Annotated in this window: 13 protein-coding genes and 2 pseudogenes; 7 read left to right on the plus strand and 8 right to left on the minus strand. The window is 65.3% G+C overall.

The genetic code is table 11. The features are described 5' to 3' along the window. The 3 genes from KQ304_RS05410 (at window position 1) to KQ304_RS05420 (ending at window position 4,358) form a co-directional block, all read left to right on the plus strand. Window positions 1-414, plus strand: coding sequence for a hypothetical protein (locus tag KQ304_RS05410; protein WP_259736095.1), 414 nt, complete (start codon window positions 1-3; stop codon window positions 412-414). A 288-nt stretch (window positions 415-702) separates the two neighbouring features. After that, complete coding sequence (locus KQ304_RS05415; RefSeq protein WP_259736096.1) at window positions 703-2,733, plus strand: FkbM family methyltransferase; 2,031 nt, start codon at window positions 703-705, stop codon at window positions 2,731-2,733. 407 nt (window positions 2,734-3,140) lie between these two features. Further along, the gene (locus KQ304_RS05420) at window positions 3,141-4,358 is read left to right on the plus strand and encodes a transposase (protein ID WP_259736097.1); all 1,218 of its coding nucleotides are present in this window, start codon (window positions 3,141-3,143) and stop codon (window positions 4,356-4,358) included. Between the two features lie 32 nt (window positions 4,359-4,390). Here the strand turns inward: KQ304_RS05420 and KQ304_RS05425 are convergent. The 6 genes and pseudogenes from KQ304_RS05425 to KQ304_RS05450 form a co-directional block, all read right to left on the minus strand. Then, window positions 4,391-5,272: pseudogene (locus tag KQ304_RS05425) on the minus strand (IS1595-like element ISSysp1 family transposase); the annotation flags it as partial. Between the two features lie 565 nt (window positions 5,273-5,837). After that, window positions 5,838-6,806, minus strand: a complete 969-nt coding sequence (locus KQ304_RS05430) for a GDP-L-fucose synthase (protein WP_259736098.1) — start codon at window positions 6,804-6,806, stop codon at window positions 5,838-5,840. Further along, window positions 6,803-7,249: a TA system VapC family ribonuclease toxin gene (locus KQ304_RS05435; RefSeq protein ID WP_259736099.1), complete on the minus strand. Its 447-nt coding sequence runs from the start codon at window positions 7,247-7,249 to the stop codon at window positions 6,803-6,805. The genes KQ304_RS05430 and KQ304_RS05435 overlap by 4 nt, the downstream gene beginning before the upstream one ends. After that, window positions 7,246-7,485, minus strand: coding sequence for a hypothetical protein (locus KQ304_RS05440; protein WP_259736100.1), 240 nt, complete (start codon window positions 7,483-7,485; stop codon window positions 7,246-7,248). Before KQ304_RS05440 ends, KQ304_RS05435 begins: the two co-directional genes overlap by 4 nt. A gap of 36 nt (window positions 7,486-7,521) precedes the next feature. After that, window positions 7,522-8,669, minus strand: a pseudogene (gmd, locus tag KQ304_RS05445) (GDP-mannose 4,6-dehydratase). Window positions 8,670-8,872: 203 nt separating this feature from the next. Then, window positions 8,873-10,102 carry a hypothetical protein gene (locus KQ304_RS05450; RefSeq protein WP_259736101.1) on the minus strand — a complete coding sequence of 410 codons (1,230 nt, stop codon included), beginning with the start codon at window positions 10,100-10,102 and terminating at the stop codon, window positions 8,873-8,875. Between the two features lie 48 nt (window positions 10,103-10,150). On the opposite strand from KQ304_RS05450, the gene KQ304_RS05455 reads away from it, so the two are divergent. From KQ304_RS05455 to KQ304_RS05465, 3 genes are read left to right on the plus strand one after another with little or no spacing between them, the layout of a single operon-like run. Then, window positions 10,151-10,354: an AbrB/MazE/SpoVT family DNA-binding domain-containing protein gene (locus tag KQ304_RS05455; protein ID WP_259736102.1), complete on the plus strand. Its 204-nt coding sequence runs from the start codon at window positions 10,151-10,153 to the stop codon at window positions 10,352-10,354. Continuing rightward, window positions 10,354-10,755, plus strand: a complete 402-nt coding sequence (locus KQ304_RS05460; protein ID WP_259736103.1) for a type II toxin-antitoxin system VapC family toxin — start codon at window positions 10,354-10,356, stop codon at window positions 10,753-10,755. The genes KQ304_RS05455 and KQ304_RS05460 overlap by 1 nt, the downstream gene beginning before the upstream one ends. Before the next feature lie 40 nt (window positions 10,756-10,795). Beyond that, window positions 10,796-11,977, plus strand: a complete 1,182-nt coding sequence (locus KQ304_RS05465) for a hypothetical protein (RefSeq protein ID WP_259736104.1) — start codon at window positions 10,796-10,798, stop codon at window positions 11,975-11,977. On the opposite strand, the gene KQ304_RS05470 is transcribed toward KQ304_RS05465, so the two are convergent. Next, on the minus strand, window positions 11,974-12,111 hold the full coding sequence (locus KQ304_RS05470) for a hypothetical protein (RefSeq protein ID WP_259736105.1): 138 nt from the start codon (window positions 12,109-12,111) through the stop codon (window positions 11,974-11,976). The genes KQ304_RS05465 and KQ304_RS05470 overlap by 4 nt on opposite strands. 160 nt (window positions 12,112-12,271) lie before the next feature. Between KQ304_RS05470 and KQ304_RS05475 the strand changes: the two genes are divergently transcribed. Next, window positions 12,272-13,171, plus strand: coding sequence for a methyltransferase domain-containing protein (locus KQ304_RS05475; protein ID WP_259736106.1), 900 nt, complete (start codon window positions 12,272-12,274; stop codon window positions 13,169-13,171). A gap of 489 nt (window positions 13,172-13,660) precedes the next feature. Here KQ304_RS05475 and KQ304_RS05480 read toward each other — a convergent pair whose 3' ends face one another. Then, complete coding sequence (locus KQ304_RS05480) at window positions 13,661-13,957, minus strand: hypothetical protein (protein WP_259736107.1); 297 nt, start codon at window positions 13,955-13,957, stop codon at window positions 13,661-13,663. Between the last annotated feature and the right edge of the window lie 122 nt (window positions 13,958-14,079).

The raw sequence follows: 14,079 nt of genomic DNA on the forward strand, positions 1-14,079 counted from the left end.
ATGCCCCGAGACCCGCTGGCCTGGCAACCGCTGCTGCGCCACTGGACACGCTGCCTGGGCGAAGGCGATGCCGCCGTGGCCGAACTTGGCGACCTGTCAGCGATCGAGGGGCTGGATCTGGCGGGGCTCCTGCCGGGAGGGCCTGGCTGGGCGGATGTACAGCGCTGCCTGCGGCACGACCCGGAGGGGGCGTTTCGGCTGCTGTACTACGGCCTGGCGCTGCGGGGCCTGGTGGCGATGGCCAATGGCACGCGCTTTGAGGTGATCGTCCATCCATATTTCAGGCAGGGCTTTGTGATTCAACGGAGAAGGTCGCTCCAAAGGCGTCTACATTGGGCACCCCGGTGGCAGCCCCGCCTGCCCGATCGTGCCAGCGTTCGAAAGAGCTTCAGCCCAGACTTGGACACGGAATGAATCAGTGTGTTTTCGGGCCCATACGATTTCCCACCTCTACAAGGCCTGCCATGGGGCGGACCAGGAGCTCTCCGGGGGGAACGTGATGGCAGAGAGAGACGCTGAATTCCAGGGGAATGGATCCCCTGCAGATGGCGGGAACCACCACCAAGGGCAGAGCCCTCCCGTAAGAGGCACCCTTCACATCCTCGGAGATCAGTCAGAATTTTGCTTTGGATCTCGATGCGATAGCCGTGACCTGGCACGTCCGCGACCAGATTGAGCAAACCTGCTGTGGCTGCTGAAGAGATGAACGACGCTGCGGTGATGCTGCCCCTGGAGGAGCTCCAGAAGCTGGCAGCCGCATTGCCGGTACTGGAGCGCTGTGACTTCTGGAGGCGGACTCTGGAGCGAGCCGCTCCTCCGGAGGCCGGCGGAGTTCAGAGCCGTGCCTGGGATGGCTGCCTGCGCTCCCTGATCGAAGAACAGTCCAAGGAATTGAAGGCCCTGCTGCAGAGCCCGACTGGAATGTCCGGGAGCAGCGCCGAGGACGATCACGCAGGCCGTGCCGTGGGGCATGAGCCCTTCCAAGTCGTTGGTGCTGCCGTGGCCCTGCTGCGCAGCTGCGAGAGCTGGACCCGCAACCTGGCGGATGAGACGCGCAGGACAGCCCTGCAGCAGTGCCTGGCCAAGCAGATGGTGCAGGTGGTGGGCCGGCTGCACCACTGGCTCGTGATCGAGGAGGCGGAGGGAGGGGAGCGCGGGGAATGGTTCTGGTGGGGCTGGGAGCTGCTGCAGTGGCGCCAGGCGATGGCTGAGCCGCTACCGGACTGGTGGCCGCCGGTGCGCGAACAACTGGTGCGGTTGGGGGCGCTGGCCTGGAAGGAGCGCAGCTTTGCCACGGATCCCAGCAACCAGGAAGGGCAGCGGGCGATCACCAGGGGGCTGACCCAGCTGCAGGCTTTGGTGACGCTGCATGATCCGCTGCCGATCTGGATCCCGCAGGGGCAGCGTAAGCTGGCCGAGCGGGGATTGGCGGCGATCTTGCGAAGCGACCCCCTGAGCGATGCACAGCTGCAGCAGGGTCTGGAGTGGTTAGGGCTGATGACCTCCTCGGAGAAAGCGGCCACGACGGCAGTGGAGCGGGACGCCGATCAGAAAGCCGAAGAAGGATCTCCCCTGCAACAGCTGTTTGAGGGACTCCAGCGGCTGGGGCTGGAGCATCTGCTGCCGGCCGCCATCAGGCGACAGCTGGAGCAGTCAGACCAAGCCCCCCCAGCTCTCCTGCCACCAGAAGATCCAGCTCTTTGTTCAGAGGCACTGGGAGAGCGGCTCCCCGATGGCATCGCCGAGAGTGTGCTGAAAAAGGCGGAAACCTTGCTGCTCAGCAATCAACGGCAGAAAGCCTTGGATCTGCTGGCGAACCATCTGCCTCCCTGGGTGAGCGAAACCCAACGCGCCGCCACGGCTCGGCTGGTGGCGACCATGCAACTCAGCCGTTGCGGAGCCTGGAAAGAGGCGGAGAGCCTGCACAGCGAAGCTGTACGGGCTGTCGCCGCTGGCCAGCTCTCCCCAGAAGCCCTGGCTGCCGAACTGGCCATCCTGCGGACGGAAGGAGAGCTGCTCTCCCATGAGCTGAGCCTGGCCTTGAGCCATGGATCGTTGGCTTCCGCAACAAGCCCAGCGCCGACGGAAGCCCAGGGGGACGACTCGCCGCGCTGGCAGAGTCTGAGCCGCTCCCAACTGGAGCAGGATTTGTGGGTGCTGGAGCAGCTGGATTGGAAACGGGGCGGTTTTTTTGTGGAATTCGGTGCCACCGATGGGGTGCTGCTCAGCAATACCTGGCTCCTGGAGAAGCACTTCAACTGGCGGGGAATCTGCGCCGAACCGAATCCCAAGTTGTTTGCGCGCCTTCAGATGAATCGCTCCTGCCACCTCAGTCCAGCTTGCGTCTATCGCAGCAGCGGTGAACGGATGCGATTTGTACTCGCCGACGCCTACGGCGGACTTGAAGATCTTGGGCGGAACGATCAGCACGCGGAGAAGCGCAATGCCTATGCAGCTGTAGGCGAGGTGATCGAGGTCACCACCACGTCGCTGATGGATCTGTTGGATCAGCAGGAGGCGCCAGCGGTGATTGATTATCTGAGCATCGATACCGAAGGCAGCGAGCTGGCGATTCTGGAAGGAATGGACTGGTGCCGCTATCAGTTCCGCTGCATCACGGTGGAGCACAACTTCACCGAGCAGCGGCAGGGGATCCAGCAGCTCCTCGAGGCCCAGGGCTATCAGCGCCGCGAAGCTCAGTGGGACGACTGGTATTGGAAGGAGATTGGCTAGTGCCTAGAGCGAAGCTATTGATTTTGGTGCACACCTGTTCAGCCTATGAGCAGCCGAGGTGGGGGCAGATTCAGGAAACCTGGGCCTCGCAATCTGTAGATGGTGTTGATATCAGTTTTGTTACCGACAATCCTTCTTGCGATCTACCGGGGGCAATCGATATGGGGCCGTATTCGCCCGGTGCCACCTACCATCCCGAGACACTTGTGAAGACTTGATTAGGTAGCAAACTCCGCGCTCCTCAGGAGGTGCTCCGGCCGTGCGGTGCAGCTGCAGATGGCATGAACCACCCGCTCGGCTGACTGACCGACACAAGTCCGAGAAGCCTTGCAACAGCATGGGTCTCAGGTCATTGGGTGGGCGGGGAGCCATGAGACGTTGGGGTTGTCAGACCAAACCAACACCCAGTGGTTTCCCACGCCCGGCTCCATGCTGAGCTGATCGGCCTCCTGCGTCAACACAGCTCGTTCTGCGACCAGCGTCATCTGGTGCTGCTGGCCTGGATGGTCGCCGGGCTCCTGCTCAGCCAGACAGTCTGTTTCGACCGCTGGAAGACTGTGTTGCCTCTGGGCCATTGCCTGGCCGCCAGCTGGCAGCGGCGCTGTCAGAGGTGGCTATGCAACACCCGCATCGATGTGGAGGCGCTCTACGGCCCGCTGGTGCTCTGGGCGCTGCAGCACTGGCAAAAGCCAGGCCAGGCCTTGCATCTGGCGCTGGACACCACGATGCTCTGGAACCGCTGCTGCGTGGTGGTTCTCTCCGTGGTTTGTCACGGCAGGGCCATCCCGCTGTTGTGGCAGACGCTGGAGCATCCCAGTGCCAGCGTCAGCGCCTCGGTTTCGATCGCTCTGCTGGAGAAGGCCGATCGGCTCCTGGCTGCGTTCGGCGCCATCACGCTTTTGGCGGATCGAGCTTTCCCCAGTGAGGAGCTGCTCAGCTGGTTTGACGGTAAAGCACGCTGGAGCTACGTGATGCGCCTCCGCTCTGATACGTGGATCCACGGCACCGCGGCGCCGATGGGCTGTGAGGTGCGCCGGCTGCGCCTGCCCCGTGGACACTGCCGTGGGTTCCGGGACGTTCAGCTCTGGGCCGATGGTTCCCAAAAGGCCAACCTGTTACTGGCCCACCCCAGCGACATCGCCATCGACGAACCCTGGTACCTGGTCAGCAACGCAGATCCCACGCTGGATCTGGTCTGGAGCTACGGCCAGCGGTTCTGCTGTGAGCAGCTGTTCCGCGACCAGAAATCAGGCCTCTTCCAGCTGGAGAGCAGTGGTCTGCGAGATCCCGGGCGCATCGATCGCCTGCTCCTGGTGGTGGCGATCGCGGTGCTGGTGAGCAGCCTCCAGGGTTATGCGGTCAGTCTCGATGGCCTGCGCCATCAGGTGGATCCCCACTGGCAGCGCGGCATGAGCTTTGTGCGGATCGGCCTGAAGTGGCTGCAACAAGCCGTGGCCAATGCCGGCAGGTCCTTACGGACCTGGATGCCGATCCCACTGCGCGAGCTGGAGCCCTGCATCCCCAGTCGTGGCGTGCAGCGCCGCCAGCAGCAGCCCTGGTTCACGCGGATTGAGCTGCCTCCAAGGCCACGACCTCAGCAAGCGCAGCAGCCGGCTGTTGCATGACGGTCTCGCCTGAGATGTGTCGGTCAGTCAGCCCGCTCGGTCATCTCTCCCAAGTTGAAGCGCCGGTTGAAACGGTAATTGAAGGCGCCCAGGTAGCGGTCTGCATATTTATCGAATCGCAGAGCATGAAATGTTCCGCTGAAGCTGGTTTTCAAGTTACTGAGTACCGTGTTGATCCAGCGGAATTCAGGCAGTTCGTTGGGATGGCGCCCCTTTACGACCACAGCTTGATGAAAGCAACCGACTTCTGCCACGGCACGGAAGCAGGCAAGTCCGTCAGAGATCACCTCACATCCAATCGCCAGTGCATCTTGAGCCCAGTCAGCGATGGCGGCAAAGGAGAACGTGGCCACGGTGGCAAGCTTCACGTGCCGGGGGTGGCCCGCATCATCGAGAGAGACGGCCGCCACAATCGGCACCTTGTTCTCCGATCCCCGTCCTGCCTTGCCACCACAGCGTTCTCCGCCAAGGTAGGCATCATCCACCTGCACCTTTCCCCGCAGGACATAGGCCTCCTCCCGCTCGCTCATCGCCTGCATGATCTTGTTGTGAACCAGCCACGCTGTTCGGTAGTTCACCCCGAGATGGCGCATCAGGGCGAGGGAAGAAATGCCAGTCTTGGCCTGGCCCACCAGATAGAAAGCCAGGAACCAGGTGGTCAGCGGCAACTTGGTCGCCTCCAGGATGGTTCCGGCCGTGAGGGTGGTTTGATGGCGGCAGCTCCGGCACTGATAGCGCTTGTGGCGACGGCCACCGATGAGCCCATACTCCTTGCCCTCACAACGGGGGCATCTGAAGCCGTCGGGCCAGCGCGCCTGCTCCAGGGCGGCCTCGCAATTCTCCTCGGCGCCGTAGAGCTCGATGAACTTGGGCAGCGACAGGCTGGCCTGGAACTGAATCCGATTCATAGCCATGCCAATCACCCCTGGTACACACGTACCAGCTTATGCGACAAAGCCGGCTGACGGAGCTTGCTACCTAATCAAGTGATGCTTTCGGCAGCTTGCTCTATGACTTGCTTATTGATTGCGACATAATATCTTGGATAAATCTTAAACTTATCAAAGCCAAGGTAAATTTTGTTGAGCCCAATGATATGCTCTTTTCTTATCCTTTTGAAGTCGACATTATTTAGTGATGGTCCATTGCATAATACAATTGCGCGCTCACCCCTGTGCCTGTTCCTGAACCGCTCCAGGCGATTTGCGATCCCTAGCCAATCAAGATCTGCCGGTGTCATCATTTGCTGAAGCCTCCCATGTATTGAACCGTATAATGACTGCCGTTTTCTATCCCTTTAATTTTAATCGTTATGGTGGTGGAATCGGGAGTGCCATCTGAGGCAATAAAACATTCTGAGAACATTAAATGTGGAGGCCAAGGCAATTCTGTATCGGCACGCACGCATTTACCAATTTCAAGCTGCCGCTCGGGGGGTCGGCTGCGGTAGGTCTGGCTGTAAGCAATTAGGTCCATGCTCTAAAGCCTCGTGCTTCCTTGAGCTACAAAATCAGTCACCGTGCTGGCCAATCCTTCCGCCAGTGGGATCCGCGCCGTCCAGCCCAGCGCCGCCAGCCGGCTCACATCCAGCTGCTTCTTGGGGGTGCCGTCGGGCTTACTGGTATCCCAACGGATCTCGCCCTGGTAGCCCGTAGCGGCCGCCACCGCTTCGGCGAGCTCACGGATCGTCAGATCCACGCCCGTGCCCACATTCAGAAACTGCAACTCCTCCGGCCCTGGCTGCCACTGCTCCAGCCCAAACACGCAGGCCTCGCCGAGATCATCCACATGCAGGAATTCCCGCAGCGGCGATCCCGTGCCCCAGCAGGTCACGCTCGCAGCCTTGGCCTGGGCTGCTTCGTGGAAGCGGCGGATCAGCGCCGGAAGCACATGGCTGTTGGTGGGGTGGTAGTTGTCGCCCGGTCCATACAAATTGGTGGGCATCAGGCTGATCGCATCAAAGCCGTGCTGCAGCCGCAGCGCCTGGCACAGCTTGATCCCGGCGATCTTGGCAATCGCATACCACTCGTTGGTGGGCTCCAGCGGCCCGGTGAGCAGCGCTTCCTCGCGGATTGGCTGCGCCGCCAGACGCGGGTAGATGCAGCTGCTGCCCAGAAACAGCAGCCGCCGCACGCCGCTGCGCCAGGCACTTTCGATCACATGCGTTTGAATCTTGAGGTTGTCGAGCAGGAAATCCGCTGGGTAGGTGTTGTTGAAGTGGATGCCACCCACCTTGGCGGCGGCCAGCACCACCACATCCGGCCGCATCGTTTCAAACCAGCCCTGCACCGCCTCCGGGTTCTCCAGATTGAGCTGCTCTCGCGTGGCCGTGAGCAGGTTGGTGTAGCCGGCCCGCTGCAGGGCACGGCAGATGGCGCTGCCCGCCATGCCGCAGTGGCCCGCCACGAAGATCCGGTCGGTTGGGGTGATCAATGGTTGATCGCTCATGCCTGCACTCCTGGCAGCGCCAACCGCGCCAGGCCCTGAAACCGCTCAAAATCGCGATCGAAACTCACCAGCCGCCAGCCATTGGCGATGGCCACGGCGGCCAGGTAGGCATCGCTGCAGAGACGGGCCGGCAGCTCACCGCTGCGCAACAGCTGGTGAAACACATCCCAGCCCCCCTGCTCTGCCATCGCCATGCTCACGCCCGGCTGCAAGCAGAAGGCCTCCAGCAGAGCGGAAGCTTCTCCGGCGGTCTTAACCGCCGCGCCCATCAGCTTCGGCTGGCACACGAGCCGCACCAGCCCGAGCGCGGTGACTGTGCAGAACAGCACCTGTTCAGCGGCCTGATGCCCCCAGTAGCGCACGGCCTGGCGGTGATGGCTGTGGTCAGGGCAGGCCAGCGCCAGCCAAACATTCAGATCCGGCAGGTCGGCTGCGGTGTTCACGCGTCGAGCAGGTCGAACAGCGTGGCATTGCTCAGGTGCTCGCCAGAGATGGCCAAGGGCCCCTCCACGCGCGGCAGCGTGTGCGCCGAACGCTGCGAACCTGAGCCCGCGGGCGCGGCGTTCAGGCCCAGCTCCACGTAGCTGCGCAGCAGCTGCTTCAGGGTGAGGTGCTCGCTTGCTGCGCGGGCCTTCAGGCGCGCAAACAACGGATCCGGCAGCTCCAGGGTGATGCGCACCACAATCAAGCAGCGATGTGCGCATCTTAGTGCGCATCAGCCCTTGCCACCAGCGGCGGCCACGGCCGAGGGGTTGGTGGGCGGGTTTTCCATCGACCCCACCACCTTGAAGCCCTTCAGGCGCAGGAGCGCCTCCTTGCGGGCCTCCTCCCGGTCGGCCGCCACCATCTCGGCCACCAGTTCCTCCAGGGTGGTGGTGGGCGTCCAGCCCAGCTTGGTGTGGGCTTTGCTGGGATCACCGAGCAGGGTTTCCACCTCCGCCGGGCGGAAATAGCGCGGGTCGATCCGCACCACCACTTCACCCGTGCTGCGCCGGCCCACCTCCTCGGTGCCCGTGCCCTGCCATTCCAAGGCGCCCCAGCCCAGCTCCAGCGCCGCCAGCTCAATGAAACGCCGCACCGATTCCTGCCGGCCCGTGGCGATCACGAAATCTTCCGGGGGGCCCTCCTGCTGCAGCATCCGCCACTGCATCTCCACATAATCCCGGGCGTGGCCCCAATCCCGCAGCGAATCGAGGTTGCCCATGTAGAGGCAATCCTCCAGGCCCTCGTTGATCCGCGCCAGGCCGCGGGTGATCTTGCGGGTTACAAACGTTTCGCCCCGCCGCGGGGATTCGTGGTTAAACAAAATGCCGTTACAGGCGTACATCCCATAGGCCTCGCGGTAATTCACCGTGATCCAGTAGGCATACAGTTGGCCACGCCATAGGGGCTGCGCGGATAGAAGGGCGTGGTTTCCTTCTGGGGGATCTCCTGCACCAGGCCGTAGAGCTCGGAGGTGCTGGCCTGGTAGATGCGGGTTTTGGCGCTGAGCCCCAGCATGCGCACCGCCTCGAGGATCCGCAGGGTGCCCAAGGCATCGCTGTTGGCGGTGTATTCCGGCGCCTCAAAGCTCACCGCCACATGGCTCTGGGCGCCGAGGTTGTAGATCTCATCGGGCTGCACCTGCTGGATGATCCGGATCAGATTGGTGCTGTCGGTGAGATCGCCGTAGTGCAGGCTGAGCCGCGGATCACTTTCGTGGGGATCCTGGTAGAGGTGATCAATCCGCGCCGTGTTGAAGCTGCTGGCGCGGCGCTTGATGCCATGCACGCGATAGCCCTTCTCCAGCAGCAGCTCAGCCAGGTAGGAACCGTCCTGGCCGGTGATGCCAGTGATCAGTGCGGTTTTGCCCGACGCTGGCATCTACATAATCTCGCTGATTCTTCCAACCTAGCCCGGTGCGCAGGGGCCCCAATGGCCGTCGTTGCAACCGAAACACCGGGCCCCGTTGGCTTCTGGCTCGGTGATGCGATTTCCGCATTGTTGCGGTGCTGCTCCCCGCTTCTGGCCAGCCATCGCTTGTTGCAGCACAACGACCCGGAACTTCGAGCGATTCAGGCGCTGGATCAGGAGTGGCTGGGGCCTCCACCATGGGCCAACTGCGCGCACCAGACCCCGAAGCTCCCCTCCCCCAGCACCTGCTGGCCATAGCTGTTCAGGGGCGTGTGGCTAGGGAGCTCCGCCGCCGCCGCCGCGATCGCCTCCAGCCAGTTGCCCCCCTTCGGGCTGTGCCAGCCCAGCCCCAGGGCCTGGGCCTCCGCCGCCAGCCAGCCGCTGCCGTGCCCCACCGCCGCCAGCGGCCATTGCAGCGCCGCCCGGCTGGCCGCCCACTGCCACAGCAGGCCGCTGCTGCGCTCGGCGTAGCGCTGGGGGTCGTAGGCCAGCAGCGCAATCGGGCAGCGCGCCAGCCACGCGCCCATCGCCGCGCTTTCCACCTCCCCCTGCAGCCACACCAGCCCCAGCCCGGCCGCCTCGGCCTGGGCCAGCAGCGCCCGTTCCGGCTCCGGCAGGGGGGTGGCGCTGTGCTGCTGAAACAGCCAGCCCCAGCCCTGCAGCGGCGCCGGCACGCCCTCCGCCACCAGCGCCTGCAGCACCGCCAGCGCTTCCGCCCGGCCCTTGCCCTGCTTCTGGTCGCCCCAGTGCAGCAGCACCAGCGGCGGCGCCTCGGCCAGGGGCGCTTGTGGTGTGGCGCCCGCCCCCACCACCGCCGGATGCACACCGGCGCTGCCCAGGCCGGTGGCCGCCAGCAAGGGGGCGTAGAGCGCCTCCTGCTGGCGGGAGGGGAAGGCCAGGGTGAGCCGGTGGCCCTGCTGGCTGCAGGCCCGCGCCAGGGCCGCCAGGGCCACCCGCGCCGTGGCCGCCGCCTGGGAGTCGCCCGCCGGCCCCTGCAGGGTTTCCCCCGGCGCAAACATCAAGCTGAGCAGCACCGCCGCCGCCGGTGCCCGGCTCAGGTGCCGTGCCAGCCCCAGCAGCTGGAAGGGCAGCAGGCTGTGGGCCAGCCAGGCCGCCACCACATCGCCGCTGCTGGCCGCCAGGGCCAGCTGCTGCTCCAGCCGCCGCGCCAGCACCAGCGCCCCGCCCAGCTCCCGCCACTGCTGCGGATCGCCATAGCCGCAGCCGCTGAACACGCCGCGCACCGCCGCCGGCCGGCCCGGTTCCCCCTCCAGGGCCAGGTCGGTCCAGAGTTCAGCGCTCCAGCCCGCCGCGCCCAGGGCCGCCAGCAGCGGCCGGTTCACCTCGCCGTGGTGGCCCACCGTGCTGGCGTAGGCCGGCTCCACGATCACCAAGCGGGGCATGGGCAGAGCAGGCTAGGATCGATCCATCGTTTGTGTGATGGCATCTCGATGGATCGAGTCACTGTATCCCCTAAGTATCAGGTGGTGATCCCCAGGCGGGTGCGCGAGCAGTTCGGCCTCAGCCCTGGCCAGACTCTGCAGGTGATCGCCTTGCCCGGGCGTATCGAGCTGGTGCCCAGCCAGCCTCCAGCCGCTCTACGCGGGTTTCTGCAGGGCAAGAACACCTTCCAGCGAGAGGTGGATCGCCTGTGATGCCCGCACCGGTGGTGGTGGATTCCTCCGGCTGGATCGAGGTGTTCACCAATGGCGCTCAGGCCGACCATTTCCTCACATTGTTGGCCGACGACACCTCCCTGGTGGTGCCCGCCATCAGCCTCTTTGAGGTGTTCAAGTGGGTGCTGCGCGAACACGGTGAGGCCCAGGCCGTTCAGGCGGCGGCGGTGATGCAGCGTGGCCAGGTGGTGGATCTCGACGACCGGCTGGCTTTGGCGGCGGCGCAGCTGAGCCATGCCCTGCAATTGCCGATGGCAGGCAGCATCATCCTGGCCACAGCCCGTGATCATCAGGCCCGGCTGCACACCATGGACAGTGACTTCCGCGGACTTGCCGACGTGCAGTGGATCGATCCAGCCGGTGCAGCACCGACCGCCTGATCTGGCGCGCCACAATGGCTCAGGCTGTTGCTGATGCCCCATGTCCGCCACCCACCTGCTGGAGCTGGGGCGCCGTAGCCAGGCCGCCGAGCTGGCCCGGCAGGCTGAGCAGGCCCGGGCCGCCCCGGGCTGGGATGCCGCCGCCGCCCTGGAGCTGGCCGCCGCCTGGCTGCTGGCCGGTGATCCGCGCCAGGCCGACCTCGCCCTGCTGGAGGCCCACCAGCTCGCCCCCGCCCTCGCCCTGGTGCCCGACCCCTGGGGTCTCTGGCCAGCGCCGGCGCCCCCGGCCCCAGCGGAGCCCGCCCTGCTGGCCCTGGCGGAGCGCTGGCGGGGCTGGCGTCAGCCCGAGTGCCAGGGCCCCTGGCAGCAGCTCCTGCCCCAGCTGCAGGCCGACTGGCGCTCGGCCCTTGAGCCGCCCCTGCTCGATGCGCTGCTGATCCTCGGCCGGGCCAGCGCCCTGCCGGGAGCGCCGCCGTTGCAGCCGCCCCTGGAGGATGCCCTGGTGGGGCTGGTGAGCGATGCCGAGATCGCCGCCGAGCCCGCCGCCAGCAACCGCTTCTGGCAGCTGCTCGCCACCATCCGCCCCCACTGGGCCCTGGCCCGCATCCGCGCCGCTGACCTGGCCCTGGCCCGCGGCGAGCTGGAGGCCAGCGGCCGCTGGCTGGTCGATCCCCCCGCCGAGGCCCTCGCCAATCCCTGGTTCCACGATGTGGCCGCCCGCCAGGCCGTGGCCCGTGGTGATGTGGCCGCCGCCCTCGACGCCTGGGCCCAGGCCATCCGCGTTGCCCAGGCCGATCCAAGCAGCGCCCCGGCCGAGATCTTTGAACAGCGCCGCCGCGAGGCCCGCCGCGGCCCCGGCGTGCTGCAGGTGCGCAGCCTGGCCAACCGCGGCGAACCGGCCGCTGCCCTTGCCCTGCTGGAGCGCCTCCTGGTCGACGACCCCCAGTGGCAGCCGTTGCGCAGCCTGCGCGAGCAGCTCCAGCAGCCCCAGTCCCAGCCGGGGCCGGCCACGGTGCACGCCGCCTCGCCGCAGGCGCCCCCCGCCGCCGCTGGCTTCGCAGCGCTGCTGGAGCAGGCCGAAGCCCGCTTGCAGGCGCTCGGGGATTCCCTCCCCCAACCGGCCAGCTCCGCAGAGCCAGCCGATCTGGATGCCCTCGCCGCCGAACTCAGCGGTCTGGAGCGTCGTCTCAGCGACTACGAGGCCCGCTTCGCCCTGGCCTAACCCAGCCGCTCCAGCAGGGCCTGGATCAGCCCTTCCGCCCGTTGCAGCTGCTGCTGCTGGCTCTGCAACAGCTGCTCCTGCTGCTGGTGCGCCAGGAAATAAAACTCCAGCTCCTCCTGCGCCTGTTGCAGCATCAGCAAGTTGAGCTCCGCCTCATCGCGCGCTTCCTCCAGCTGGCTCTGCAGGCTGGAAACCTCACCCTGCAGCTGCTGGGGGTCGCTGTGGGCACTGGTGGCGGTGATGGTGCCCTTGCTCTCAATCGCGATACTTTAATCCAATTAAGCCAATCATCCAGTGGTTGCAGCTGTTGTTCAGCCTCTCCACTTCGCGCCCACGGCCCAGGCGCCCCATGTGGAGCACCAGGTGTTCACGGGCTTCCCGGCCTTTCAGGCCCACATGCAGCGCAGCCTGCCCCAGTGGAGTGCCCAGGTGCAGCAGGCCCTGCGCCTGATCGCCCTCAACGGCATCCGTGATCCGATCACCCAGGCGCCGGTGCCGGCAACGACCCTCAGCGTGTCCGGTGGCAACTATCGCGAAAGCCTGGTGCACAACGGCTGCCTCTCCCGCCACCGCGCCGTGCTGCTGGTGCTGCAGGCGCTGCTCGATGCTGGCCAGATCCCCCCCGCCGAGCAGCTGGAGCTCTACTGCCCCGAGGCGATCACCCGCTTCGCGGCCCTGCTGCGCCAGCTGTTCCCCCACGTGCTCGGCAGTGAGTACCTGCCCGATCTCGCCGACCCCCAGCGCCAGCACTTCCCCCATCAAGACCTCTGCGATCTCACCCTTCCCGATGGCAGCGTGGATGTGGTGCTCTGCAACGAGCTGTTCGAGCACCTCTACGACCTGCCCGCCGCCCTCGCTGAGATCAGCCGCATCCTGCGGCCGGGCGGTTGGCTGGTGTCCACCTGCCCGTTTGCTTACAACCGCGCCGACACGATCGTGAAGGCCCGCCATCGCCCCGGCGCCACCCCCGGCGTGGCGGCCGAGGCCGAGCTGCTGATGGAACCCGAGTTCCACGGCGATCCCGTGCACCCCGAGCAGGGCAGCCTGGTGTACCAAATCCCCGCCTGGGACCTGCTCGATCAGGCCCGCAGCGCCGGCCTCAGCGATCCCGCCATCCACTGGATCGCCGCCCCCAGCTACGGCGTGCTGGGCCAGGAGATTCCCGCCGTGATGGTGCTGGTGGCCCGGCGCTGAGCGGTGCTCGCGGCAGTTGGGGCCATTCAGCTGCAGGGCATCAGCGAAGTCCATGCCTTCACGGTGGACCTCCAGAGCGTGCCTCACCAGACAGCGCCGGATCCATCGCTGGTGATCAGGATTTTCATGCGAACACCTCCCCGGCGTGCTGATTAGCCTTGTCGTAATTTTTTTGATCCAACCGAGGCTGCGCCTGTGAGCACCTACACCGCTGTTGTGAAGCAGGACGGCGACTGGTGGATAGGCTGGGTGAGGTGTTCGATGCGTTCGGGGCTGCAGCCGCAGTTGCCGTTGATGGGAAGACTGCCGAAGCGATCATCTGCGCTGGCAACGGTCGGGAGTAGTGGACCGTTGCAAATCTGCTCAAGGCCCGATCTGTGAGCGCCTCACGAACTGCAGTCCAGCTCATGCCTTTCGTAGCCGCAGAGGCCGGCCTGCCGATTGCTCAGCTCGCCTGAGCACTTTGCGGTGGCCCGGCCAGTTCGTTGGCTATGTAGGCGAGGAATCGCCTGTGGAGTGGGTTTGGTTCGAGGAGGAAAAGAGCTCCTGCTCGAAGCGCGCGATTCTGGCGTTGCTCTCTTGCAGCAGCTTCAAGCGCTTCTCGCTTTCGAGCATCTGCTTCTCGCTTTCGAGCGATTCGATCCTCAATCTCTCGGTTTCTTGCTCGATGTCGTAGACGGGTCGCCAGTTGAGCGTCGCCAACAAGCGCCGCCAGGGCGGCAAGGTGGAGACCCATTCCGACCTTGTGAGCGGCCTGGAGGTTGCCGAAGTGGAGAAGGTTGTCATCGCCGTAGTTCGTGGTGAACGAAATCAGGAGCAGAAGGGCGCCAGCGCTAAGGGTTGACCAACCCTGGCGATCCAGCAACCGGGGCCGCGGGACAGGAGCAGGCAGCCCCGGAAGGCTTTCA

Origin of the sequence: Synechococcus sp. CS-1329, assembly GCF_025128055.1 — a bacterium.
Lineage (GTDB): Bacteria > Cyanobacteriota > Cyanobacteriia > PCC-6307 > Cyanobiaceae > Regnicoccus_A.